We start from the raw sequence: 25,425 nt of genomic DNA on the forward strand, positions 1-25,425 counted from the left end.
TCGCGCTTTTTGTCATCGGCTTCGATGTGCACCGCAGGCGCCCATCGCGCCTACCGAAGAATCACGAGCCGGTCTTGCGAGCTACAGTCTTCCTGGCCGGCGCCTTCTTCGCCGCTGCAGTTTTAGCCGCAGGCGCTTTCTTCGCCGCAGCCTTTTTCGCCGCCGGCGCTGCCTTCACCGCGACCGCCGCATCGCCGTCATCCGACTCGAACTCCGAACCGCCTGCCTTCGCAGCCGATTTCGCCGCCGCCGTCTTCGCTGCGGTCTTGGCCGACGGCTCCTTCTTCTCGAACTCGAAGCCGATCTTGCCGTCGTTCTGCTTGACGAGGAACGCCTTGAAGTTACGGCCCGTGCGCGACGACTTGAAGTTCGTCAGCAGATCCGTGCGTCCTTCTTCAAGCAGCTTGGCCATCTGCTCACGCGCGATCTCCTGCTGCAAGATCATTTTGCCCGAGCGGAAGTCGCAAGTCTTCGGGTTCGCAACCGAGTTCTCGCAGACGTAGCTCATGCCGTGCTCGAACACGCGGCCCTTGCACTTCGGGCACGCGCCGACCGGTTCCTGGTCGGAGAAGTCGGGCGGTTCGCCGTCTTCGCCGCCCGCGTCCTGGCCGAAGTCGAACTCGAGCTTGTAGTTCTTGATCTCGTCGTCGAGCGACAGCTTGAGGATCGCCGAGAACGGACGGCCCATCTTGCTGCGAAAACCCGACAGCGGCCCGATCGTTTTGTTCTTCAGCAGTTCTTCGACTTCCTCAATCTCGAACTGGCGGCCGCCCGGAATCTTCGAGATGGAGAACTCGCACTTCGAACACGCGAAGCGGCGGTAGTTTTCCTTCACCTGGCCGCCGCAATTCGGACACGGCGTCTGCAACGTCGCGTAATCGCCCGGGATCGTGTCGGAATCGTATTCCTTCGCGCGCTTGACGATGGTCTGCGTCATGCGGGCAATTTCCTGCATGAACGCGTCGCGCGGCAGGTTGCCGCGTTCCATTTGCGACAGCTTGTATTCCCATTCACCCGTCAGTTCGGGCGCGGTCAATTCCTTCACGCCGAGCCCGCGCAAGAGCGTCATCAACTGGAATGCCTTGGCGGTCGGAATCAGATCGCGGCCTTCGCGGACCAGATACTTTTCACCCAACAGCCCTTCGATGATGGCGGCGCGCGTGGCCGGCGTACCGAGCCCCTTCGCGGCCATCGCCTCACGCAATTCGTCGTCTTCGACGAGCTTGCCCGCGCCTTCCATTGCTGACAACAACGTGGCTTCGTTGTAGCGTGCCGGCGGTTTGGTGACGAGCTGCTGCGCGGCAATCTTGTCGGTCTTGACCTTCTCGTCCTTCTGCACCGGCACGAGGTTGGCATCTTCACCGCTGATTTCGCGGCCGTAGATTTGCAACCAGCCCGGCTCCACCAGAACCTTGCCTTCGGTCTTGAAGTGATGACCGACGACTTCGGTGATACGCGTGGTCACGCGGTATTCGGCAGCCGGGAAAAACACCGACAGAAAACGCTTCACCACGAGGTCGTAAAGCTTCTGTTCCGGCTCGGACAGGTTCTTCGGCGCCTGCAGCGTCGGGATGATTGCGAAGTGGTCGCTGATCTTCGAGTTATCGAAGATGCGCTTGTTCGGCTTCACCCAGCCCTTGTCGAGCACTTGCTTGGCAAACGGCAAGTAGTTGTTGCTCTCCTTGAGCATGCCGAGCGTCTGCTTGACCGTGTCCATATAGTCTTCGGGCAGCGCGCGCGCGTCAGTCCGCGGATAGGTCAGCACCTTGTGCTTTTCGTACAGCGCCTGAGCGAGACCCAGCGTGTTCTTCGCCGAGAAGCCGAAGCGGCCGTTGGCCTCGCGCTGCAAGCTCGTCAAGTCGAACAGTGCCGGCGACAGTTGCGTGGACGGCTTCGACTCTTCCCTAACGACACCGATCTGACCGCGGCAAGCGGCGACGATCGTCTCCGCCGCGGGCAACGCCCACAGACGCGAGTCGCGCTTCTCCGGGTCGAACTCGTCGCGCTTGAACTTCGGATCGAACCAGCGGCCCTCGTAGAAGCCGGCCGCGCAAACAAACTCGGCCTTCACTTCCCAATAGTCGCGCGGCACGAAGCGGCGAATCTTTTCTTCGCGCTCGACGACAATGGAGAGCGTCGGCGTCTGCACGCGTCCGACGGTGGTCAGGAAGAAGCCGCCGCCCTTGCTGTTGAACGCGGTCATCGCGCGTGTGCCGTTGATGCCGACGAGCCAGTCCGCTTCGGAGCGGCAACGAGCCGCGTCCGCAAGCGGTTGCATCTCTTCGTCGCTGCGCAGACGCGCGAAGCCGTCGCGGATCGCCGCGGGCGTCATCGATTGCAGCCACAGGCGCTGCACCGGCTGCTTGGCTTTCGCGTGCTGCGCGATGAGGCGGAAGATCAGCTCGCCCTCGCGCCCCGCGTCGCATGCGTTGATGAGGCGGTCGATGTCTTTGCGCTTGAGCAGTTTGGTCAGCACCTTCAGGCGCGACTCGCTCTTCGCGATCGGATTCAGATCGAAATGCGGCGGAATGACGGGCAGATTGGCGAAACTCCACTTGCCGCGTTTGACTTCGTATTCTTCGGGCGCGGCGATTTCCAGCAGATGGCCCACTGCCGATGAGAGAACGTACTCGTCGCTCTCGTAGTACTCGTCATGCTTGGTAAAACCGCCCAAAGCGCGCGCGATGTCGTTCGCGACGGAAGGCTTTTCGGCGATGATCAGTGCTTTAGACATGACTCGATGTGAGGTTGGTATATCCGGGTTGGTGGCCTTGAGCGCGCCCAGTTGGCGCGACCCTCGTTTGCGACCTTGCTACCCATTAACGACCGCTTTATAGCACACGGCGCGAAAGCGGCGTGTCAACTGCCATAAAAGCGGGCATAAAAGCGGCCCTAAAAGCGCGCCATCATGATTGCGCGTCCGGCGCTCGGACAAGCTGCGGCAAACGCGCTGTGCGCCGCTCGCAACCGCCGTGCCGCCGAGGCCGTCGCGATCCGCTCGGCGCTGTCGACGAAGCCGTGAATCTGGCGCTCAGGCAGCCGCCAGCGCGGGCCGCAATTTGGGCGCGCCGACGACGCCCGGCAGCGCGGTCAGGTCCGAGAGCATCCGCTCGACAATCCCTGCTTGCGGCAAAACGGTGCCGAAAAAACGTGTCGTTACCGAGTCTTCGATCAGGATGGTCGGAAAATTCTCGACGTCGAGATCGTCGAATCGATCCGCATGCGTTTCGATGTCGATCCATGCGAAGCAGATTTGCGGATGCCGCTCGGCCAGCTTGTCGAACGCCTCGCGATACTCGCGGCAGGTTCCGCACCATTCCGCGCACAGGCAGGCCACGAACAGCGTGTCGGGCTCATTGACGCGCTCGGCGATCCGGTCGTGGTCGGTGTCGAGATTCAGCGCGGGCATGGTGGTTCCTCTAGTGCTTTGTCGAATGCTTTGGCGGATGCGTTGGCGCGAATGTAGCATGGCCGATCCCGGAGAGTGGTCAAGGGGCGTCAATGTGCGTTAGCCGTGGCTTGCCCGCGTGTAGCGCCCGCCGGGCAGCGCGCTGACGTGGCCGGCGAGTTCCAGTTGCAGCAGCGTCGTCTGCAGGACCGCGTATTCCATCTCGGTGCGCGTGGCGAGAATTTCAAGGCTGGTCGGCGCGTGGCCCAGCGCCGCCAGAAGTTTTTGCGCGTCGGGGTGGGGTACATCGCGTACGTTCGGGGCGCGTGCTTCGGCGGCTATGGGTTGCGGGTCGGCGTTTGCCTGCGCCTTCGCCTGGGACTGCGCGTATGTCGCCGCCTCGTCGCGCTGCGCCGAATGTCGCGCCGGCGCCGTGCAGTCCGCCGCCGTTGCGTCGTCGTCGAACGTGCGCGTCGACGCCCGCTGTCCGCGAACGCCTGCGCCAACGCCCACAGCCGCAGTCTTCGCAAACCCCAGTTCCTCCAGCACTTCCTCAGGCGTCTCGACCAGCTTCGCGCCCTGCTTGATCATCCGATGACACCCGCGCGACAACGGCGCGTGGATCGAGCCCGGCAACGCAAAGATGTCGCGGCCCATCTCGTTGGCGAGCCGCGCGGTGATCAGCGAGCCCGAGCGCATGGCCGCCTCGATGACCAGCACGCCGCTGACGAGACCGGCGATCAGCCGGTTACGCTGCGGAAAATTGGCCGCGCGCGCCGGCGTGCCGAGCGGCCACTCCGACAGAATCGCGCCTTGCAGCGCGATTTGCCGCGCGAGCGCGTGGTGCGCGGCCGGATAAACGAGATCCGCGCCGGTGCCGATCACCGCGACCGTGCTGCCGACGCCCGCGAGCCCGCCGCGATGCGCCGCGCCGTCGATGCCTCTCGCGAGCCCCGACACAACCGTCACGCCCGCCGCCGAAATCGTCCGCGCGAAGCGTTCGGCGTCTTCCTCACCTTGCGGCGTCGCGCTGCGGCTGCCCACCAGCGCGACCGCGCGCGCGTGCAACAGCTCGAGCCGCCCCTTTATATATAGCAGCGGCGGCGGATCGGGCATGGTCAGCAGCGCCGGTGGATAGGCCGGATCGTCGAGCGTGACGACCTGGTTACCGGGCAACTCGCGCCATGCGATCACCGCTTCCAGTTGGGCGTCGAAGTCCGGGCCGGTCGGCGCCAGCGCCGCGCGCGCCGCGGCGTCGCCGGCAATCGCGGCGAGCGTCTCATGCTCCTGCCGAAGAATCGCCTCGGGCAGCCCGAAAGCGCCCAGCAGCAGGCGCAGCGCGGTGGGTTTGAGCCCCGGCGCGAGAGAGAGCCGCAGCCACGCGGCGAGTTCAAGATCCGTTGAAGGCAAGGTGTGCATTGCGGGTCGATCCTCGTGCAGCGCCAGCGGGCAGGCGGGCGCCATGCTAAAATTTTCATCATCCGAAATAACTGCAGCGCCGCGCCCACCCGCGCGGGCTCGTCGTCTAGCGCGTGTGGCGCGTTGAATCGAACCGGTTCGACACCATCTATCGTGTGCGCATTGCGACGTGCCGACAACCTGGCCGAATGGCCAACGCGGGCCTTCTCATGGTCAGCGGCGTCTGAAAATCACTCTCGAAATCATGGCTTTACTGAACATCCTCAATTACCCGGACAAACGGCTGCACAAGGTTGCAAAGCCGGTGGAAGAGGTTAACGACCGTATCCGCCGCCTCGTCGCGGATATGGCGGAAACCATGTACGCCGCGCCGGGCGTGGGCCTCGCGGCCACCCAGGTCGACGTGCATGAGCGCGTGATCGTGATCGACGTCTCGGACGCGCACGATCAACTGCTCGCGTTCATCAACCCGGAAATCGTCTGGTCGAGCAACGAGAAGAAGCTGTCGGAAGAGGGCTGTCTGTCCGTGCCGGGCATTTACGACAACGTCGAGCGTGCGGAGAAAGTGCGCGTGCGGGCGCTCAACGAAAAGGGCGAAACCTTCGAGATGGACTGCGAGGGACTGCTTGCCGTGTGCATCCAGCACGAGATGGATCACCTGATGGGCCACGTGTTCGTCGAATATCTGTCGCCGCTCAAGCAAACGCGCATCAAGAGCAAGATGAAGAAGCTCGCCCACGCGATGTAATGCGCGCCCATTCCGCTACCTGCTTGCCCTCCCGCTCATGAGTCATTCGTTGCGCGTTGTCTTTGCCGGCACGCCGGAATTCGCTTCGGCCGCTCTGGCGGCCATCCACGGCGCCGGTTTTGCGGTGCCGCTCGTGCTCACGCAGCCGGACCGGCCGGCGGGGCGCGGCATGAAATTGCAGGCGAGTCCCGTCAAGCGCTACGCCGTGGAACATGGGATCGCGGTCGCACAGCCGCCTTCGTTGCGCCGCGCAGGCAAGTATCCGGCTGAGGCGGCGGCGGCCATCGAGCAGTTGCGCGCCACGCCGCACGACGTGATGGTGGTGGCCGCGTACGGCCTGATCCTGCCGCAGGAAGTGCTCGACATCGCGCCGCACGGCTGCATCAATATTCACGCGTCGCTGTTGCCGCGCTGGCGCGGCGCGGCGCCGATTCATCGCGCGATCGAGGCGGGCGACGCCGAAACCGGCATCACGCTGATGCAGATGGACGCCGGCCTCGACACGGGCGCGATGATTTCCGAAATCCGCACGCCCATTTCCGCCGACGACACCACCGCCACCTTGCACGACCGCCTCGCGCAGGCCGGCGCGAAGCTGATCGTCGAAGCGCTCGTCGAACTCGAACGCAGCGGCAAGCTGGCCTCGACGCCGCAACCCGCCGACGGCGTGACCTACGCCGAAAAGATCGGCAAGCACGAGGCCGCGCTCGACTGGCGCCGGCCGGCCGCGGTGCTCGCGCGCCAGGTGCGCGCGTTCGATCCGTTTCCTGGCGGCGTGGCGACGCTCGAGGACGGAACCGCGATCAAGATCTGGGCGGCCGCCGCCCAAGACAGCACAAACAACGCGGCGCCCGGCACGATCACCGGTGTTTCGCCGGAAGGCGTCGTCGTGGCCTGCGGCGAAGACGCGTTGCGTCTCACGCAACTGCAAAAACCCGGCGGCAAACGGCTGCCGGTCCGCGAATTCCTGGCTGGCTTCGGACTCGCCGCAGGTCAGCGCTTCCACATTCCCGACGCAAACTAGCACGGCCTCGCGGCGCTTGCCCATCGTCCATTCGGCCGATGGCGAGCGGCCCCGTCGCGCGTCCGCCGCGCGTTAGAATCCGTCATGCAAAGGCCCAGCTTTCGAGGATTCCCATGTTCGGCATCACCCATTTCGAGTTTTTCGTCGTCGCCGTTTTTCTGCTGAACGTCACGCCCGGGCCGGATACGGCTTATATCGTCGGGCGCAGCGTCGCACAGGGGCGCGGGGCGGGGCTCATGTCCGCGCTGGGCATTTCGGCGGGCTGCTGCGTGCACTCGCTCGCGTGCGCGTTCGGCCTGACGGCGCTGCTCGCGGCGTCGGCCACTGCGTTCACCGTCATCAAGTTCGTCGGCGCGATTTATCTGATCTATCTCGGCGTACGCCTTATTTTTGCGAAGCCAGCCGCCGACGAGGCCCGCGGCCACGCACGCGGGGCCGGTGCGCCGAAGTCGTTGCGACAGCTTTTTCTGCAAGGCTTCTGGACCAACGTGCTGAACCCGAAGGTGGTGCTTTTCTTCGTTTCGTTCTTCCCCCAGTTCGTTACGGCGGGCACCGATCAGAAGGCGCTCGCCTTTCTGACGCTCGGCGCGGTGTTCGTGGTGATGAGCATGCTGTGGAACAGCTTTGTCGCGTGGATCGCCGGCAGCGTCACGCAGCGCTTCTCCGGCAAGCCGTCGGTCAAGAAGTGGCTGGACCGCGGTGTCGGCAGCGCCTTTGTCGGCTTGGGCATCAAGCTCGCCACTGCATCGAGATGATTGAATTTTTCGCGCGCGTCCATATCTAACATTTCGCTTACAGTCAGGCATAATCAGGCGCCGCGATGATGCGGCACGGATATGAACCCCGCGTTAGGGCAAGGAGTTGCAGACATGTTCAATTGGGTCAAAACCGCGATGTTGATGGCCGCGATCACGGCCCTTTTCATCGTGATCGGCGGAATGATAGGCGGGTCGCGCGGCATGACGATCGCGCTCGTCATTGCGCTCGGTATGAATTTTTTCTCGTACTGGTTCTCGGACAAGATGGTGCTGCGCATGTACAACGCGCAGGAAGTCGACGAAACCAGTGCGCCGCAGTTTTATCGCATGGTGCGTGAACTCTCCACGCGTGCCGGCTTGCCGATGCCGCGCGTCTATCTGATCAACGAAGATGCGCCGAACGCGTTCGCTACGGGCCGCAATCCGGAGCACGCGGCGGTTGCCGCGACCACCGGCATTCTGCGCGTGCTGTCCGAGCGCGAAATGCGCGGCGTGATGGCGCACGAACTCGCGCACGTCAAGCATCGCGACATTCTGATCTCGACGATCTCGGCCACCATGGCCGGCGCGATCTCGGCGATCGCGAACTTCGCGATGTTCTTCGGCGGCCGCGACGAAAACGGGCGTACCACGAACCCGATCGCCGGCATCGCGGTCGCGCTGCTCGCGCCTATCGCCGGTGCGCTGATCCAGATGGCGATTTCGCGCGCGCGTGAATTCGAGGCCGACCGCGGCGGCGCGCAGATTTCCGGCGACCCGCAGGCGCTGGCGTCGGCGCTCGACAAGATTCATCGTTATGCGAGCGGCATTCCGTTTCCCACAGCCGAACAGCATCCGGCCACCGCGCAGATGATGATCATGAACCCGCTCGCGGGCGGGAGCATCGCGAATCTGTTTTCGACGCACCCGGCAACGGAAGAGCGCATTGCCCGCCTGATGGAAATGGCCCGCACAGGGCGCTTCGAATAAGCGCGTAGCGCGCGGCGTGACGAAAGGCGAGTCTTCGGGCTCGCCTTTTTATTTGCTGGCCGCGGTGATCGACGCGGCCGCGCGCACTGCACACGCCCGCTCGCGGTCCACACGCCGCGCCACGCTACAATGTGTGCTCATTGTGCCGCGCCTACCGCGCGGCCTGCCTTTGTTCTTCCATGATCCCAAAGCCTTCTTCGCGTTCTGCTTCTTCGTCGGCGCGTCCGCGCGAATCCCGCTTGTCCGTGCTGCATCTCGCGCCGGAATCGCTCGGCTTCGCGCTCGATTGCGCCGCGCAGGCCGTCGGCGCCGTGCGCCTCGGCGCGGCTTTGCCGGCCGCGCTGCAAACCGTTTTCGTGGCCGCACCCGAGGGCAGTGCCGCTGCCGCGCGCGGCGCGGTGCAGGACATCGCGTATCGCACGATGCGGCGTCTCGGGACGGCTGAGTGGCTGATCGCGAAGCTCGTCAAGAAAGCGCCGCCGCCGCATGTCGGTCACGTACTGGCCTGCGCGCTCGCGCTCTTGATCGACGACGAAGCGAGCGCCGCCTATACGCCGTTCACCGTCGTCGACCAGGCGGTCGGTGCGATCTCGGCTCGCCGTGAATTCGCTTTCGCGAAGGGGCTCGTCAACGCCGTGCTGCGCAACTTCCTACGCGAACGCGACGCGCTGCTGACAGAAGCGCAAGCCGACGAAGTCGCGCGCTGGAATTACCCGACATGGTGGATCGACGCCGTGAGACGCGCATGGCCCGAAGCATGGCAAGACGTGCTCGCGGCCGGCAATACGCAAGGCCCGTTGACGCTGCGCGTGAACGCGCGTCATTCGACGGTCGAAGCGTACCTGCAAGTGCTCGAGGACCATCACATCAGCGCGAGCAAGGTCGGCGACTACGCGGTGATGCTCGCCACACCGATGCCGGTCGATCGCATTCCTGGCTTTAACGAGGGCGTGGTGTCCGTGCAGGACGCGGGCGCGCAGCTCGCCGCGCAACTGCTCGGCGTGCGCGACGGCATGCGCGTGCTCGACGCGTGCGCAGCGCCGGGCGGCAAGACAGGGCATCTGCTGGAACTCGCGAACCTGCAATTGGTGGCGCTCGAAAGCGACGTGTCGCGCGCGCGGCGGATCGGCGAAAACCTGCAGCGGCTCAAGCTCGAAGCGGAGGTGCGAATCGGCGACGCCGGCGCGCCGTCCAAATGGCACGACGACATCGACCAGCCGTTCGACCGCATTCTCGCCGACGTGCCGTGTTCGGCGTCGGGCATCGTGCGGCGTCATCCGGACATTCGCTGGTTGCGCCGCGCGTCCGATATTCCCGCGCTCGTCGACGAACAGCGGCGGATTCTCGGCGCGCTCTGGCCGCTCGTGAAACCTGGCGGCGAATTGCTTTACGTTACGTGCTCGATCTTTCCCGAAGAAGGCGAGTTGCAGGCGCAGTGGTTTGGAAACAAATATCAGGATGCGGTACGATTGGACGCGCCGGGGCAACTTCTACCTTCAGTCGCCCGCGCGCCCGCCGACACATCGGCCGGTTCCCATGCCGGAGAATTCGCTGACATCAGCGCCGGCGCGAACTCAGACCACGACGGATTTTTCTACGCGCGCTTTCAGAAACGGTGACCATCAAACGCTTCTTCCCGCTTCGGCTCGCTGCCGTGCTCTGGGTCGCGCTAGCCGTCTGGCTTGCGGCACCCGGCGTGGCGCACGCCGACTCGATCGCCGTGCAGCGCGCTTCGCTGCAAGCGGACAACACCGGTTGGAGCCTCGACGCGCGTTTCGACTTCGATTTGAACAGCAATCTCGAAGACGCGGTCAATAAAGGCATTCCGCTTTACTTCACGACCGACTTCGAATTGAGCCGGCCGCGCTGGTACTGGTTCGACGAACAGCCGGTCAACGTGTCGCAGAGTCTGCGTCTGTCGTTCCAGCCGCTCACGCGCGAATATCGCGTGTCGAGCGTGTCGTCCGGCGGTTTGCAGCTTGGCTTTTCCACGCTGAAAGACGCGCTCGCGGTCATCAAGCATGTGTCGTCGTGGCATGTGATCGAGCGCAACGACGTGCATGCCGGTGAGACTTACAACGCGTCGGTGCGCATGCAGCTCGACATCGCGTTGATGCCCAAGCCGTTTCAGATCGACGCGGTGAATAACCGCGACTGGAACCTCGCTTCCGAATGGAAGCGCTTTACTTTCACGGTGACCGAACGTGCTAAATAAAGTGCGCTCCGCCACCAGTGTCAGCAGCATCGTCGTGCGCGTGCTGGTCTCCACGGTCGCCGTGACGGCCGTGCTGCTGCTCGTGCTGCTCGCCGCGGCAAGCGCGAATACCGAATTCTTCGACCGCTATTACCAGTGGCTGTATGCCGCGAATCTGGTGGTCGCGATGATCTTTCTGCTGGTGGTGGCGACGCTCGTCATCATCATCATCGTGCGATTGCGAAAGGGGAAGTTCGGCACGCGGCTGCTTGCGAAGCTGGCGTTTTTCATGGCGCTCGTCGGCGTGGTGCCGGGCGGCATCATCTATGTGGTCTCGTATCAGTTCGTGTCGCGCAGCATCGAATCGTGGTTCGACGTGAATGTGGAAACCGCGCTGACGTCGGGCCTGAATCTCGGGCGCGGCATGCTCGACGCGTCGCTGTCCGATCTGCAAACCAAGGGCCGCCTGATGTCGGAGCAGCTCGCGAGCGCGGACGCCGCCGGCACGACGCTCACGTTGCTGCGTCTGCGCGATCAGTTCGGCGTGCAGGAGGCGACCATCGTCGAACCGACGCGCAGCATGTCCGGCGCGACGCCCGACATGCACGTGGTCGCGCAGGCATCGAGTAACTACGCGTCGCTCGTGCCGAACGATCTGCCCACGCCGCTGATGGTCGACGCGGCGCGCGGGCGCGGCTACGCGGCGATCGAAGGCGAAGTCGACGGCGATCCTCGCGCGCACGGCAGCAAGGGCGCGCTGCGGCTGCGCGTCGTGCAGCGCATTCCCGATTCGAACGCGTCGCTGCTGCAGCCCACCGAGCGCTTCCTGCAACTCACGCAGCCGGTGTCGCAATCGCTTGCACGCAATGCCGACGCCGTGCAGCGCGCGTATCGCGAGTATCAGGAGAAAGCGCTCGGACGTACGGGGCTGCGCAAGATGTACATCGGCACGCTGACGCTCGCGCTGTTCCTCGCGACCTTCATCGCGATGATGCTCGCGCTCGCGCTCGGCAATCAGCTCGCACGGCCGCTCTTCCTGCTCGCTCAAGGCACGAAGGAAATCACCGAGGGCGATTACACGCCGAAGCGCGAAATCAAGTCGCGCGACGAACTCGGCTTTCTCACGCAGTCGTTCAATGCGATGACGCGGCAGTTGTCCGAGGCGCGCGCCGCGGTTGAGAACAACCGCATCGCGCTCGAGCATTCGAAGGCGTATCTGGAGAGCATTCTCGCGAACCTGACGGCCGGCGTGTTCGTGTTCGACCGGCAGTTCCGCCTCACTACCGCGAATCGCGGCGCCGAGCGCATCTTCCGTCAGCAGTTCCAGGAAGTGCTCGGCTCGGCGCTCGAACAGATCGGCGTGCTAAGCGAATTCGGCGGCATGGTGCGCAAGGCCTTTGCCGATCGCGAAGCGGCAAGCGGCGACGGTCACGACGACGGCGGTCACTGGCAGCAACAGTTTTCGGTTCAGGTGGCGGGCGAATCCGAGCCGCTCACGCTGCTCGTGCGCGGCGCGCGCCTTGTGTCCGCAACCGATCGCGACGCGCAGGACATGCAGACGTCGGGCTACGTCGTTGTGTTCGACGACATCTCGGACGTGATCTCCGCGCAGCGTTCCATTGCGTGGGGCGAAGTGGCGCGGCGGCTCGCGCATGAGATCAAGAATCCGCTCACGCCGATCCAGCTTTCGGCCGAGCGTTTGCAGATGAAGCTAGCGGACAAGCTGACGCCGTCCGACGCCGATGTCTTGAAGCGCGGCGCGACCACGATCGTGAACCAGGTCGCGGCGATGAAGCAGATGGTCGACAACTTCCGCGACTACGCGCGCACGCCGCCCGCTGTGCTCGCGCATCTGCAATTGAACGAACTCGTGAGCGAAGTGCTGACGCTGTACGGTATCGAAGAAGGCAAGGGCGCCATTCAGGTCGAGCTCTCCGAACTGCCCGCGATTCGCGGCGACGCCACGCAATTGCGCCAAGTGATCCACAACCTGCTGCAGAATGCACAGGACGCGGTGGCCGACGTCGAGCGCCCGCGTGTGCTGCTCGAGACGAGGACAGTAGAATACGGAGACCCCGATGCGCAAGGCAAGGCGCGCATCGCGGTGCGGCTGACAGTGTCGGATAACGGACCGGGTTTCCCCACGCGCATTCTCACGCGTGCATTCGAACCTTACGTGACGACCAAGGCCAAGGGCACGGGCCTGGGTCTTGCGATGGTCAAGAAGATCGTCGACGAACATGGCGCGCGCATCGACATTCGCAACCGCATGAAAGCGGGCGATGTGATCGAAGGCGCGCAGATTTCGATTCTCTTCCTTCAACTGGCAGACGACGCCGCGGCTCCCGAAGCGGGACCGCGTCCTGCGCACGGCGGTACGTCGCAGGGAAAGACAAAAGCAACAGTGCAGACAAAGGCAGCGTAAATGGCAACCATCCTGGTGGTAGATGATGAAATGGGCATCCGGGAATTGCTCTCGGAGATCCTAAGCGACGAGGGGCATGTCGTGGAGGCGGCGGAAAACGCGCAGCAGGCGCGCGAGTTCCGCTTGCGTCAGGCGCCGGACCTGGTGCTGCTCGACATCTGGATGCCCGATACCGACGGCGTGACGTTGCTCAAGGAATGGGCTGCGCAAGGGCAACTGACCATGCCGGTGATCATGATGTCCGGTCACGCGACCATCGACACGGCAGTCGAAGCGACCAAGATCGGCGCGCTCAACTTTCTTGAGAAGCCGATCGCGTTGCAGAAACTGCTGAAAGCCGTCGAACAGGGCCTCGCGCGCGGCACGGCGGCGGTCGCGCCTGGCGGCGTGGCGGCGAAATCCCCGTTGCCGATGAATTCGTCGACGGTGGCTTCGGCCGCGGCTCTGCCGATGCTGTCCGCCGACGGTCACGGCAGCGGCGTGCTTGCGGCGCAAACGGCGTCCATTTCGTTCGACATTCCGCTGCGCGATGCACGCGATGCATTCGAGCGCGCGTACTTCGAATATCACCTCGCGCGCGAGAACGGCAGCATGACGCGCGTCGCGGAAAAGACCGGACTGGAGCGCACGCATTTGTATCGCAAGCTCAAGCAACTCGGCGTCGATCTCGGCAAGAACAAAGGTGAGTGAAAGGGCGAGCGGAGACCGCGGATCGCGGGCCGACTTTGCTTTCGCAGATTTTTTGGACAAGGGGGCTTGCCCAGTAGATGACCCTTTGATATCATTTCGTTCTTCGTTGGCCCGGTAGCTCAGTTGGTAGAGCAGCGGATTGAAAATCCGCGTGTCGATGGTTCGATTCCGTCCCAGGCCACCAGGATTCAGCCCCAGGAAATCGCAAGATTCCTGGGGCTTTTCCTTTTGCGGTGGGTTTCATTGCGTCATCCGTGTGGCGTCAGCAGTAGGCTGGGGCGCCCGGCGAGTTTCGGCATCGCGTGATAAAATCGCGCCAGTTCAATGACTTGCATGCGAGTGCGTCGCCCGCCGCCGAATGTGTCGAAGCGCGTGCGACCACGCCGCGATCCGCACCGAACCCCTCGCCCGACGATCAACGGTATAAGCGCCCAGCAGCTTTGCGGCTAAAGGCGCGGCCTATACTGCTTTGGGCCGGCAGCAGTGCCGGCTCGCGTCGCGCCGCGTTGCTTGCATGGCGCACCTCGCGCAGCGCGACGCGGCACTCATCATTCACGGAGTTTCACGGTGATCCGCAAAGACGCTAAACGTAGCGCTCTGGTGCTGTTTTCCGGCGGCCAGGATTCCGCCACGTGCCTCGCATGGGCGCTTGAACGATATGACACGGTCGAGACGCTCGGCTTCGATTATGGTCAGCGGCATCGCGTCGAACTCGAATGCCGCGAGGGTTTTCGCAATGCAGTGGCGCGCACGTTTCCCGCATGGGGCGAGCGCCTCGGCGACGATCACATGATCGACCTGTCGGTGCTTGGCGCGATCAGCGAAACGGCAATGACGCGCGAAATCGAGATCGAGGCCACGGCGAGCGGTTTGCCGAACACCTTCGTGCCGGGCCGCAACCTGATGTTCATGACGATCGCCGCGGCCATCGCTTATCGGCGGGGTCTGGAGGTGCTGGTCGGCGGAATGTGCGAGACGGATTTCTCCGGCTACCCCGATTGCCGCGACGACACGATGAAGGCGTTGCAGGTCGCGCTGAATCTCGGCATGGACTCGCGCTTCGCGCTCGAAACGCCGCTGATGTGGCTCGACAAGGCGGACACGTGGCGGCTCGCGCATGAACTGGGCGGCGACGAACTGGTGGAACTGGTGCGCGTCGAGACCCACACGTGCTACGTCGGCGAGCGTGCGGAACTGCATGCATGGGGTTTCGGCTGTGGCGAATGTCCGGCGTGCCGCTTGCGCAAGCGTGGCTATGAAGCGTATCTCGTCGGCGAGAAGGTAACCGAGCCGGCGTGAGAATTCCGCGCAGCGGCGCGGGTTTCGCAATCATTGTTAGGTACACAAGCACTACAAGGTACGAAAGTACAAGCACACGGTACAGGGCGGAAAGCAGCATGACGTACGCGGTCAAGGAAATCTTCTACACGTTGCAAGGCGAGGGCGCGAATGCCGGACGCCCGGCCGTGTTTTGCCGCTTCGCCGGCTGCAATCTATGGTCGGGTCGCGAGGAAGATCGCGCGGACGCCGTGTGCCGCTTCTGCGACACGGATTTCGTCGGCACCGATGGCGAGAACGGCGGCAAGTACCGCACCGCCGCCGACCTCGTGCAGATGATCGCGTCGCAATGGCCCGAGGGCGAGGGCCAGCGCTTTGTCGTGTGCACCGGCGGCGAGCCGATGCTGCAGATCGACCAGCCGCTCGTCGACGCGCTGCACGCGGCCGGCTTCGAAATCGCCATTGAAACGAACGGCTCGTTGCCGGTGCTCGAGACGATCGACTGGATTTGCGTGAGCCCGAAGGCCGACGCGCCGCTCGTCGTCACGAAGGGCAATGAACTGAAAGTCGTGATTCCGCAGGACAACCAGCGCCTGTCCGACTACGCGAAGCTCGACTTCGACTATTTCCTCGTCCAGCCGATGGACGGCCCGTCGCGCGACATCAACACCAGGCTCGCGATCGACTGGTGCAAACGCCATCCGCAATGGCGCCTGTCGATGCAGACCCACAAGTATCTGAACATTCCCTGATTTGCCGTGCTGACGATTACACGAAAACTCGAATTCGACGCGGGTCACCGCATCCCCGATCACCGCAGCCAGTGCCGTAATCTGCACGGCCATCGCTATGTGCTCGAAATCACGCTGCAAGGCGACCTGGTCGACACCGAAGGCGCGCCCGATCGCGGCATGGTGATGGACTTCGCCGACGTGAAGTCGCTGGCTGTCGAGCATCTCGTCGACAAGTGGGACCACGCGTTCCTCGTCTACGAAGGCGACTCGCAAGTGCGCGGCTTCCTCGAAACCATGGCGGGCCACAAGACGGTCGTGCTCGACCGCATTCCAACCGTGGAAAATCTCGCGGCTGTTGCGTTCGACGTGCTCGCCAACGTCTACGACGCGCACTACGGCGTGAATCTGCGTCTGCATAAGGTGCGCCTGTACGAGACGCCGAATTGCTGGGCCGACGTGGTCCGCGACTAACGCTTCCGAACGCTGCGGCTGCGCGGCCCTGCTGCCGCGTTATTGTCACGGTATGATCGCTCCCACAACCACACGGAGCGAGACATGCCGGTCACAGCATTGCGTCGCAGCAGGCAGAGAGGCCGCCCGCGTCCGGGCCAGGCTTCTCGCCGCATTCATCCGGCAGGCACGCTCGTCGGCTGCCGCTGGCCCATCGGCGGCGGCCTTCACCGTCATGGAGCGGGGCGATGAGCACCTCCACGAATCCCCTCAAGCAACGTCTGAAAGAAGCCGATCCGCTGTTCGGGCTATGGCTGTCGCTCGGCAGCGATGCCGCCGCGGAGGCGCTCGCGCACGCCGGCTTCGACTGGCTGCTGATCGACATGGAACACGCGCCCAACGACAGCGGCGACGTGACCTCGCAATTGCGTGCGATCGCCGCCGCGCATTTGCCGAGCGAACCGGTGGTGCGTCTGCCGGCCAGCGAGGCGTGGCTCGTCAAGCGTGTGATGGATGCCGGCGCGCGCACGCTGATGTTTCCGAACATCGAGTCCGCCGAAGAAGCGGCGCACGCGGTGCGGCTCACGCAATATCCGAGCGCCGAGGCGGTCGATGGTCTGCGCGGCGTCGCCGGAGTGGTGCGAGCCGCGGCCTACGGCATGCGGCGCGACTACGTGCAAACGGCTAACGCGCAGATCGCGACCATCGTGCAGATCGAGTCGGCGCGCGGACTCGACGAAGTGGAAAAGATCGCGGCGACGCCGGGCGTCGATTGCCTGTTCGTCGGCCCCGCCGATCTCGCGGCGAGCCTCGGCCATCTCGGCGATTCGAAGCATGCCGACGTGCAGGCGGCCATGGCGCGCATCGTCAGCGCGGCCGACAAGGCGGGCATCGCAGCCGGCATTTTTTCGATGGACGCCGCGAGCGCAAGGCAGCATCGCGATAGCGGTTTTCGTTTTATCGCTCTGGCCGCCGACGTCATGTGGATGTTGCGCGCAACCCGCCAGGCGTTGCAGGAGGTAAGAGCATGAAGTGGATGATGCGTGGCGTCGTCGTGCGGCTGGCGATCGCGGCGGCGCTGACGGCGGGCATGACGGGCATGACGGGCATGGCGGCGCAGGCGCAGGATCGCCTCGCGAAACCGAACGATCCCGAGACGCAAACGGCGGTTGCCGACTACAACGCCGGCAATTTCGCTGCGGCGCTTGCCGAATTCCGCAAGGCGGCCGAGCGCGGCAGCCGCCTCGCGCAGTTCAATTACGCGATGATGCTGCTCAACGGCGAGGGCACGGCGGTCAACGTCGACGAAGGCAAGAAATGGCTGCGGAAGGCGGCGGATGCCAACATGTCGCACGCGCAGTATGTGTACGGCAAGATGTACGACGATGGCGAGTTTGTCGGCCGCGATCCGGTCGAGGCGCACCGCTGGTTTCTCAGGGCCGCGCAGCAGGGCCATGTGCAGGCGGAACTGGCGCTCGCCAATCAGTTCCTCGATGGACGCGGCACGGACCGCGACAACAAGCAGGCGTTCGTCTGGTACAAGAAGGCGGCGGAGGGCGGCGACATGACCGCGCAGTACGTGACCGGCTCGTTCTACGAGCGCGGCGGCGACGGTGTGGACAAGAATCTGAACGTGGCGCGAGCGTATTACGCAGCGGCGGCCGCGCAGGGCGATCCGGCGGCGCGTCTGAAGTATCAGCAACTGAGTGCGCAGTTGCGGGATCATAAGGAAGTGAAGCCGCAGTAGGCGCAGTGAGCGCGGTGCATGCGGTCGACGCAGTGAACAAGAAGGGGCGCGCCTTGCGGTGCGCCCCTTCTGTTTTGCAGCGCTTGCGCCTGCGTTCGCGCTCGCGATGCCGGGACGCTAGCTCTGCATCAACCGCTTCTGGCGCGCGACGCTCATGATGAGGCCGATGGCGACGCCGAGCGTCGTCAGCGCGGTGCCGCCGTAACTCATGAACGGCAGCGGCACGCCGACCACCGGCAAGATGCCGCTCACCATGCCGATATTGACGAACGCGTAGGTGAAGAACGCCATGGTCAGCGAGCCGGCGAGCAGGCGTCCGAACAACGTCGCGCCGTTCGCCGCGATATACAGCCCGCGCGCGATGAGCAGCATGTAAAGCGTGAGCAGCACGATGCCGCCCGCGAGCCCGAATTCCTCGGAGAACACCGCGAAGATGAAGTCGGTGTGCTTCTCAGGAATGAACTCCAGGTGCGCTTGCGTGCCCTTCAGCCAGCCCTTGCCGAGCGGCCCGCCGGAGCCGATTGCGATCACCGCCTGAATCGTGTGGAAGCCCTTGCCGAGCGGATCGGAAGTCGGATCGAGCAGCGTGCAGATGCGGTGCTTCTGGTAGTCGTGCATCAGCGGCCATTGCACGTCGGGCTGACAGATCTTGTCCTGGAATGCCGCGACGGAGCCGACTGCGATCACGCCGGCAATCAACACCGGCACGATCAGCTTGAAACTCAGGCCCGCGAAATAGATCACGAATAAGCCGGCCGCGAACACGAGCACCGCAGTGCCCAGGTCAGGCTGCTTGGCGATCAGACCGACTGGCACGGCGAGGATCAGCAGTCCGACCACGAAGTCGTACCAGCGCATCACGCCTTCGCGCCGCTGATAGTACCAGGCGAGCATCAGCGGCGTCGCGATCTTCAGAATCTCCGACGGCTGAATCACCACGCCCACGTTGATCCAGCGCTTCGCGCCCTTGCGCGTGAGGCCGAACAGCGCGACCGCGACGAGTAAGGCAATGCCGAACGTATAGAGCGGGACGGCGAAACGCATCAGCGTGGTGGGCGGCACATTGGCGAGCGCCCACATCAGCACGAACGTCAGCATGATGTTGCGCAACTGGTCTTCCACGCGGCCGGGCACGTCGAGACTCGCGCTGTACAAGGTGATGATGCCGACGCACAGCAGCAGAAACACGATCAGTGCGAGCGGGCGATCGAAGCCCGCGAACATCCGCTTGATGCGGTCGAGCCAGGCGCGCTTGTCGAATTGCATGCCTTTCTCCTTATTCGTCGATGCCGCCGGAAACCGGCTGGCGTGGCGGCGCGGGCTCAGTGCCGCTGTCGCGCGATGATTCCCGGGCCGGGTGGGGCGTAGAGTGTGCGGCCGCAGCAGGGGCCGGCTCGCTTGCCGGTCGTGGCTGGCGGGGGGCGGCGGATTTGCGCTGGGCGGGGGCTTTTGTCGCTGAGGCTGGTGTGGCCGCAGCCGATGTCGCCGATGCCGGCAGATTGCGCGCTGCGCCGGTTTGCGCCACCGGCGCGGGAGATCTCGATGTCGCCGCGGCCGGAGCCGAAGCGGCAGGCGATGCTGTTGCCCCAGGCGCACCGTTCACCGATGCGCCCTTCGCCGGAACTCCGTTCGCCTGCGCGCCATTCGCCGGCGCACCGCTCACCGACGCACCATTCACCCCCGAGGCGCCGTTCACCGATGCCGCCGCCCCAGACGCACCATTCACGGCCGCACTCGCACTCGCACCCGCCGCCGCAACCCCCGGCATCGGCAACGCCGTATACCCCGCCGCGATCTTCACCGGTTGCGCCGCTTCCTGCGGCGCCGGCGCACCGCCGACTTCCGGCGCGGACGCGTCCTCGGTCGCCGATGCCGCCGCTGCCACAGCCGCCGCCTGAGCGCCCGGCTTGTTCTTGCCGACGAGGTAGTAGTCGAGCACCTTGCGCGCGATCGGCCCCGCCGACTCCGCGCCCCAGCCGCCGTTTTCGACGATCAACGCGAGCGCGATTTTCGGTTGCTCGGCCGGCGCAAAAGCGATGAAAAGCGCGTGGTCGCGCAAATGTTCGGCGATCGCGTGGCCCTTGTAGTTCGCGCCCTGCAGCGAGTAGACCTGCGCCGTGCCGGTCTTGCCCGCCGCCAGATACGGCGCGCCGATGAACACCTTCGACGCCGTGCCGTTCGTCACCACGCCTTCCATCGCGCGCTTGATGATGTCGATGTCCGACTGCTTGACGGGAATCTTGTCGCTCGGATCGCGCACGACCGGACGCGTATCTTTCGTGATCGGATTTTCGATGTCGCGCACGAGGTGCGGTTTCATCACCACGCCGTTGTTGGCGAGCGTGGCCGTGGCGTGCCCGAGCTGCAGGATCGTGAACGAGTTGTAGCCTTGCCCGATGCCGAGGCTGATCGTCTCGCCTTCGTACCACCTTTGCTGCTCGGGCTTGCGGTACGCCTTGCGCTTCCATTCCGTCGACGGCAGGATGCCGCGCGCCTCGCCCGCGATGTCGATGCCGGTGATCTGGCCGAAGCCCCACGGCTTCATGAAGTTCGCGATGTTGTTCACGCCGAGATCGTGCGCGAGCATGTAGAAGTACGTGTCGTTCGAGACGACGATCGCGCGGTTCATGTCGACCCAGCCCTGACCGGAGCGCACGTCGTTGCGGAAGGTGTGACCGCCGAACGTGTACGAGCCCGGGTCCTGGAAGCCCCAGCCCGGCGTGCGCTTGTGCAGTGTGAGCGCGGCGAGCGCCATGAACGGCTTGTAGGTGGAACCCGGCGGATACGTGCCGTGCAGCGGCCGGTTCAGCAGCGGATGGTCGGGCGAGTTGTTGAGCTCGTCCCAGGTCTGCTGGTCGATGCCGTCGACGAACGAATTCGGATCGAAGCTCGGCGCCGACACGAACGCGAGCACGTCGCCGGTGGCCGGTTCGATGGCGACCAGCGCGCCGCGCCGGCCCGCGAACGCCTGCTCGGCGACCTGTTGCAGGCCGATGTCGAGCGACAGCACGAGATTGTTGCCCGGCGTGGCCTGCGTGCGCGACAGCGTGCGCACGGGCCGGCCGCCCGCGGTGACTTCGACTTCCTCGAAACCGGTCTGCCCGTGCAACTCGGTCTCGTAGCTCTGCTCGACGCCGATCTTGCCGATGTAGTCGGTGCCCTTGTAGTTGTTGGCGTCCAGACGCGGATCGTAGTGCTCGGGATCGCTGTCGTTCTGATCGCTCGCGTCGTCGATGCGCTCCTGGTCGCGCTGCGAAATCCGGCCGATGTAGCCGATCACGTGCGCGGCCGTCGGGCCGAGCGGATATTGGCGGAACAGGCGCGCGCGCACTTCGACGCCGGGAAAGCGGAAGCGTTGCGCGGTGAAGCGCGCGACTTCGTCGTCGGTCAGGCGCGTGCGGATCGGCAGACTCTCGAAGTTCTTCGAGTCTTCCTGCAGCTTCTTGAAGCGGCGGCGGTCGCGGGCGTCGATGGAGACAACCGTGGCCAGATCGTCGATAACCGTTTCGAGCGGCGCGCCGAGCTTGGACGGCGTGATTTCCAGCGTGTAGGCCGAATAGTTTTTGGCCAGCACCACGCCGTTACGGTCGGTGATGATGCCGCGGTTCGGAACGATCGGCGCGACGGAAATGCGGTTTTCGTCGGCTTGCAGCGAGTACTTGCTGTAGTGCCAGACCTGCAGAAACAGGAAGCGAAAGCCGATCAGCCCGAAGCAGACGAACACGAACAGGCCCGCCGCCGCGACGCGCAGGCGGAACTTCGAGAGCTGTTGCTGAGTGTCCTTGAATTCGGTCATGCGATTCTGCAAAAGGCCGGGCGACGGCCATCATGAGTGTGCGCCTGATCCGGGCGAAACCGGAAGGCATGAACGGCAGTGGGCGTCGGGCGGGCAGAAAACATACGTTCCATGGACGGCCGGCGCGCTCGACGCCTGGTTAAATCGGCCGCGTGTCGTCGGGGTCGGCGGGCCGGCGCTGCGGCATCAACAGCAGCACGCTCGCGACCGGCCAGAGGGCGGCTTCGACGAAACCGTCGACCAGATAGCCCCAGCCGGGAAATGCCGCGCCCGTCAGCAGACGGATCACGAACGGCACTACTTGCGCAGTCACGAGCAGCGGCATGACTGCAAAAGTCTGCACGCCGAGCGACATCCACAGTACGCGGCGATGGATCGTGATCGCGCCGTACGAGAGCAGCGTGTACGCCAGCGCGTGCTCGCCGAGCAGGCTTGCGTTGTGCACGTCCATCAGCAGGCCGAGGAAGAACGCGATACCCATGCCGACCTTGCGCGGCTGGTGCACGTTCCAGAACAGCAGCACGAGCGCGACGAAATCGGGCACGCCGATCATGCGGCCCCACGGCATCAGATTCAGCAGAAACGCCGCGGCGAGGCTGAATGCGATGAAGTAGGGATTGACCGGCTGCAGAATGTATTGAGGGCGGTTCATGGCTTTGCCCCGGGCGCGGCTTGCGGCTTCGCTTTTTCGGCGGCGGCGGGTTTCTTCGATGCAGCGGATTTCTGGTCGGCGGCGCCTTGCTTGCCTGCTTGCGCAGCTTGGGCTGGCGTATTGTCCGCAGGTTTGGCCGCGGCGGTTTTGTCCGCGCCGGGTTTTTCCGCCGGTTTCGCGGATTTGTCGGCGGCGGCCTTGCCGTCTGCCTTCGCGCCTTTTTTCGCTTTGGCCGCCTCTTTGGCGGCTGCGGCCGGGTCGGGCTCTTCGGCGGGACGCGGCGGCACGTCGTTCACATAATGCAGCACCAGCAACTGACGCGCGCCGCGCACCGGCGCAATCGGCAGGCAGATCACGCGCGCGAAGGCGGTGTCCGCCTGCTTGTCGACGCGCACGACCTTGGCGACCGGCAGCCCCGGCGGATACACACCGTCGAGCCCGCTCGTGACGAGTTCGTCGCCCGTCTGAACGTCGGCGCTGATCGGCACGAAGCGCAGGTCGAGCGTATCGCCCTTAAGCGTGCCGTAAATGACGCTGCGCAAGCCGGTGCGCACGATCTGCACGGGCACGGCCTGATCCTTGTCGGTCAGCAACGTGACTTCGGCCTGCAGCGGGAACACGCGGGTCACCTGACCGATCACGCCGTCTTCGTTCACGACCGGCGAGCCGTTCTGAATGCCTTGCTGCGCGCCACGATTGATGACGACCTTTTGCGTGAACGGATCGCGCGTGTCGTACTGGATTTCAGCGGGCAACGATTGCGTGGTCGCGCGCTGCGACAGTTGCAGCAATGCGCGCAAATGGCCGTTCTCAGCGGAGAGTTCGGCGGCTGTATTGGCCTGCTGCGACAGTTGAAGGTTGCGCGTGCGCAGCTTTTCGTTGTCGCTGCGCAAGGTGGCGCTCGTCACGGCCAGATCGGCGGCGCCCATGAAGACGTCGCGTGGCACCAGCGCTGCGCGCTGCAACGGATAGAGACCCACGCCGAGCACGCCGCGAACGATTTCGAGCGTCTTGAAGCGTGCGTCGGAGATCAGCAGGGCGAGCGCCAGCACGACGAAAAACACGAGTCGTGCGAGGGCGGACGGGCCTTGCTTGAACAGAGGCGGCGGACTGTATTCCATGGTCGGCGCCGGGGGCGTAAGCGGTTGTGTGAGGCGGCGGCGCGCTAAAAACGCGGTTCAGCGTACGGACGCTGGGCGGCGCAGCCAACGGCAAACGGGCCCGCAAGGGGCCGTTTGCCAGATCCGCGCTGCTGACATCGAACTCGCTCGCTTACTCGTACGAGAAGATGCTGCCGAGCTTGTCCATGCGCTCGAGCGCCATGCCCGAGCCGCGCACGACGCACGTCAGCGGGTCTTCGGCGACGAGCACCGGCAGGCCGGTTTCTTCGGCGAGCAGGCGGTCCAGATCGCGCAGCAGTGCGCCACCGCCCGTGAGCATCATGCCGCGTTCGGCGATGTCCGCGCCGAGTTCCGGCGGCGTTTGCTCGAGCGCGATCTTCACCGACGACACGATCTGATTCAGCGGATCGGTCAGCGCTTCGAGAATCTCATTACTGGAGATGGTGAAGCTGCGCGGAATGCCTTCCGACAGATTGCGGCCCTTCACTTCCATTTCCTTGACTTCGGAACCGGGGAAGGCCGAACCGATTTCCTTCTTGATGGCTTCGGCGGTTTGCTCGCCGATCAGCATGCCGTAGTTGCGGCGGATGTAGTTGACGATGGCTTCGTCGAACTTGTCGCCGCCTACGCGCACCGAGCCCTTGTACACGATGCCGCCGAGCGAGATGACGCCGACTTCCGTCGTGCCGCCACCGATGTCGACGACCATGGAGCCGGTGGCTTCCGACACCGGCAGGCCAGCGCCGATTGCCGCGGCCATGGGTTCTTCAATGAGATAGACCTGCGATGCGCCCGCGCCGTGAGCGGCTTCCTTGATCGCGCGGCGCTCGACCTGGGTCGAACCGCACGGCACGCAAATGATGATGCGCGGCGACGGCGAGAACATGCGCGATTCGTGAGCCGTTTTGATGAACTGCTTGATCATCTGCTCGGTCACCGTGAAGTCGGCGATCACGCCGTCTTTCATGGGGCGGATCGCCTCGATGTTGCCCGGCACCTTGCCGAGCATCTGTTTGGCTTCCTTACCGACTGCCTGAATGGTTTTCTTGCCGTTGGGACCGCCTTCCTGGCGGATGGACACCACCGACGGTTCGTCAAGAACGATGCCTTTGCCACGCATGTAGATAAGCGTGTTGGCGGTGCCTAGATCAATCGCCAGATCGTTGGAGAAGTAGCTGCGCAAAAAACCGAACATTCAAAATCCTGTCTCGCTTGGGGCCGGGCCTCGCAACGTTGCGCAGGGCGGCAGCGGAAAAAAAATAACAGCTTCAACCTGGCGAAGCGGCGCCACTGGAACTTGAAGCTGCGGGGGAGTCTACCGGAGGCCGATACAAAGCCAGGTCAGAAATATCCGAACTCTCTTTACGAAATGTCCAGAAAGGCCTGGGTAAGTCGGTCCGGGTTTGGGTCGAACGCGTAATGATACCTTATAATTTTGGATGATTTGAAGGAAACGGACGGCACTTTTTGCCGCCGCCGGCCCCTTTTTCGAGGTCTTCCTCCAGCGTCCTAACTCGCTGTCGCAGCGCGCTTTTCCGGCTGCGGCGGTCCGCCACTTTTTCCGGTGACTGCATGGCTTTGACCCTGACCGATGTTAAGCGCATCGCGCATCTCGCGCGGCTCGAACTGGCCGACGCCGACGCCGAACACACGCTTGTCCAGCTCAACGAGTTTTTTGGCCTCGTCGAGCAGATGCAGGCGGTCGACACCACGGGCATCGCACCGCTTGCCCATCCGATCGAGCAGATCGAAGACGTCGCGCTGCGTCTGCGCGACGACGCGGTGACCGAAACGATCGAGCGCGAGGCTTTCCAGCGTCCCGCACCGGCCGTGCAGGACGGTCTGTATCTCGTGCCGAAGGTGATCGAATAACGGCGATATCAGCGCGCGGCGGGCGCGGCGCGGCTTGCGGGCCGCGAGCCACCACCGCGAGCGGCATGCCGCGCCGAATCCGGCGCGCGCAGCTTCGCTTGTCGCCGGTATGTTCGCCGATATGTTCGTCGACACCTCGGCCCGGTTCGCCGGCCCGCAA

22 protein-coding genes and 1 tRNA gene are annotated in these 25,425 nt (G+C 64.4%); 15 read left to right on the forward strand and 8 right to left on the reverse strand.

Annotation, left to right across the window (positions count from 1 at the left end; genetic code table 11):
* Positions 1-61 precede the first annotated feature (61 nt).
* The 3 genes from CUJ91_RS00580 to dprA form a co-directional block, all read right to left on the reverse strand.
* Positions 62-2,734, reverse strand: coding sequence for a DNA topoisomerase III (locus CUJ91_RS00580; protein WP_114155680.1), 2,673 nt, complete (start codon positions 2,732-2,734; stop codon positions 62-64).
* Positions 2,735-3,031: 297 nt separating this feature from the next.
* Positions 3,032-3,409, reverse strand: a complete 378-nt coding sequence (locus tag CUJ91_RS00585) for a thioredoxin family protein (protein ID WP_006050552.1) — start codon at positions 3,407-3,409, stop codon at positions 3,032-3,034.
* A gap of 99 nt (positions 3,410-3,508) precedes the next feature.
* A complete protein-coding gene (gene dprA, locus CUJ91_RS00590; protein WP_114155681.1) occupies positions 3,509-4,807 on the reverse strand; it encodes a DNA-processing protein DprA in 1,299 nt (432 codons plus the stop codon).
* Between the two features lie 244 nt (positions 4,808-5,051).
* Between dprA and def the strand changes: the two genes are divergently transcribed.
* From def to CUJ91_RS00660, 14 genes are all read left to right on the forward strand, one after another.
* A complete protein-coding gene (gene def / locus CUJ91_RS00595) occupies positions 5,052-5,555 on the forward strand; it encodes a peptide deformylase (protein WP_006050550.1) in 504 nt (167 codons plus the stop codon).
* Between the two features lie 37 nt (positions 5,556-5,592).
* On the forward strand, positions 5,593-6,579 hold the full coding sequence (fmt, locus tag CUJ91_RS00600; RefSeq protein ID WP_114155682.1) for a methionyl-tRNA formyltransferase: 987 nt from the start codon (positions 5,593-5,595) through the stop codon (positions 6,577-6,579).
* 113 nt (positions 6,580-6,692) lie between these two features.
* Positions 6,693-7,334, forward strand: coding sequence for a LysE family translocator (locus tag CUJ91_RS00605; RefSeq protein WP_053857366.1), 642 nt, complete (start codon positions 6,693-6,695; stop codon positions 7,332-7,334).
* A 114-nt stretch (positions 7,335-7,448) separates the two neighbouring features.
* A complete protein-coding gene (gene htpX / locus CUJ91_RS00610; protein ID WP_006050547.1) occupies positions 7,449-8,306 on the forward strand; it encodes a zinc metalloprotease HtpX in 858 nt (285 codons plus the stop codon).
* A 179-nt stretch (positions 8,307-8,485) separates the two neighbouring features.
* Positions 8,486-9,925 (forward strand): 16S rRNA (cytosine(967)-C(5))-methyltransferase RsmB, encoded by a 1,440-nt coding sequence (rsmB, locus tag CUJ91_RS00615; RefSeq protein ID WP_006050546.1) that lies wholly within the window; start codon positions 8,486-8,488, stop codon positions 9,923-9,925.
* Positions 9,922-10,521 (forward strand): DUF4390 domain-containing protein, encoded by a 600-nt coding sequence (locus CUJ91_RS00620; RefSeq protein ID WP_114155683.1) that lies wholly within the window; start codon positions 9,922-9,924, stop codon positions 10,519-10,521. The genes rsmB and CUJ91_RS00620 overlap by 4 nt, the downstream gene beginning before the upstream one ends.
* The gene (locus CUJ91_RS00625) at positions 10,511-12,925 is read left to right on the forward strand and encodes a sensor histidine kinase (RefSeq protein ID WP_029969436.1); all 2,415 of its coding nucleotides are present in this window, start codon (positions 10,511-10,513) and stop codon (positions 12,923-12,925) included. The genes CUJ91_RS00620 and CUJ91_RS00625 overlap by 11 nt, the downstream gene beginning before the upstream one ends.
* Complete coding sequence (esaR, locus tag CUJ91_RS00630) at positions 12,926-13,615, forward strand: response regulator transcription factor EsaR (RefSeq protein ID WP_006050543.1); 690 nt, start codon at positions 12,926-12,928, stop codon at positions 13,613-13,615.
* Positions 13,616-13,723: 108 nt separating this feature from the next.
* Positions 13,724-13,799 (forward strand) — tRNA-Phe (locus CUJ91_RS00635).
* A 383-nt stretch (positions 13,800-14,182) separates the two neighbouring features.
* Positions 14,183-14,914: a 7-cyano-7-deazaguanine synthase QueC gene (queC, locus tag CUJ91_RS00640; protein ID WP_114155684.1), complete on the forward strand. Its 732-nt coding sequence runs from the start codon at positions 14,183-14,185 to the stop codon at positions 14,912-14,914.
* A gap of 98 nt (positions 14,915-15,012) precedes the next feature.
* The gene (gene queE / locus CUJ91_RS00645; protein WP_006050541.1) at positions 15,013-15,645 is read left to right on the forward strand and encodes a 7-carboxy-7-deazaguanine synthase; all 633 of its coding nucleotides are present in this window, start codon (positions 15,013-15,015) and stop codon (positions 15,643-15,645) included.
* Positions 15,646-15,654: 9 nt separating this feature from the next.
* Positions 15,655-16,098 carry a 6-carboxytetrahydropterin synthase QueD gene (gene queD, locus CUJ91_RS00650; RefSeq protein WP_107709344.1) on the forward strand — a complete coding sequence of 148 codons (444 nt, stop codon included), beginning with the start codon at positions 15,655-15,657 and terminating at the stop codon, positions 16,096-16,098.
* Positions 16,099-16,325: 227 nt separating this feature from the next.
* Positions 16,326-17,108, forward strand: coding sequence for an HpcH/HpaI aldolase family protein (locus tag CUJ91_RS00655; protein ID WP_114155685.1), 783 nt, complete (start codon positions 16,326-16,328; stop codon positions 17,106-17,108).
* The gene (locus CUJ91_RS00660) at positions 17,105-17,824 is read left to right on the forward strand and encodes a tetratricopeptide repeat protein (RefSeq protein ID WP_114155686.1); all 720 of its coding nucleotides are present in this window, start codon (positions 17,105-17,107) and stop codon (positions 17,822-17,824) included. The genes CUJ91_RS00655 and CUJ91_RS00660 overlap by 4 nt, the downstream gene beginning before the upstream one ends.
* Before the next feature lie 117 nt (positions 17,825-17,941).
* Here the strand turns inward: CUJ91_RS00660 and rodA are convergent, their stop codons facing one another.
* From rodA to CUJ91_RS00685, 5 genes are all read right to left on the reverse strand, one after another.
* A complete protein-coding gene (rodA, locus tag CUJ91_RS00665) occupies positions 17,942-19,090 on the reverse strand; it encodes a rod shape-determining protein RodA (RefSeq protein ID WP_029969445.1) in 1,149 nt (382 codons plus the stop codon).
* Between the two features lie 10 nt (positions 19,091-19,100).
* Complete coding sequence (gene mrdA, locus CUJ91_RS00670) at positions 19,101-21,620, reverse strand: penicillin-binding protein 2 (protein ID WP_114155687.1); 2,520 nt, start codon at positions 21,618-21,620, stop codon at positions 19,101-19,103.
* Positions 21,621-21,759: 139 nt separating this feature from the next.
* Complete coding sequence (mreD, locus tag CUJ91_RS00675; RefSeq protein ID WP_006050535.1) at positions 21,760-22,272, reverse strand: rod shape-determining protein MreD; 513 nt, start codon at positions 22,270-22,272, stop codon at positions 21,760-21,762.
* A complete protein-coding gene (gene mreC, locus CUJ91_RS00680) occupies positions 22,269-23,393 on the reverse strand; it encodes a rod shape-determining protein MreC (RefSeq protein ID WP_114155688.1) in 1,125 nt (374 codons plus the stop codon). The genes mreD and mreC overlap by 4 nt, the downstream gene beginning before the upstream one ends.
* Positions 23,394-23,544: 151 nt before the next feature.
* A complete protein-coding gene (locus tag CUJ91_RS00685) occupies positions 23,545-24,588 on the reverse strand; it encodes a rod shape-determining protein (protein ID WP_004189550.1) in 1,044 nt (347 codons plus the stop codon).
* A gap of 377 nt (positions 24,589-24,965) precedes the next feature.
* Between CUJ91_RS00685 and gatC the strand changes: the two genes are divergently transcribed.
* Entirely contained in the window at positions 24,966-25,265 is a 300-nt protein-coding gene (gatC, locus tag CUJ91_RS00690) for an Asp-tRNA(Asn)/Glu-tRNA(Gln) amidotransferase subunit GatC (protein ID WP_006050533.1), read from the forward strand.
* The last annotated feature ends 160 nt before the right edge of the window (positions 25,266-25,425 follow it).

The organism is Paraburkholderia graminis (assembly GCF_003330785.1).
Lineage (GTDB): Bacteria > Pseudomonadota > Gammaproteobacteria > Burkholderiales > Burkholderiaceae > Paraburkholderia > Paraburkholderia graminis.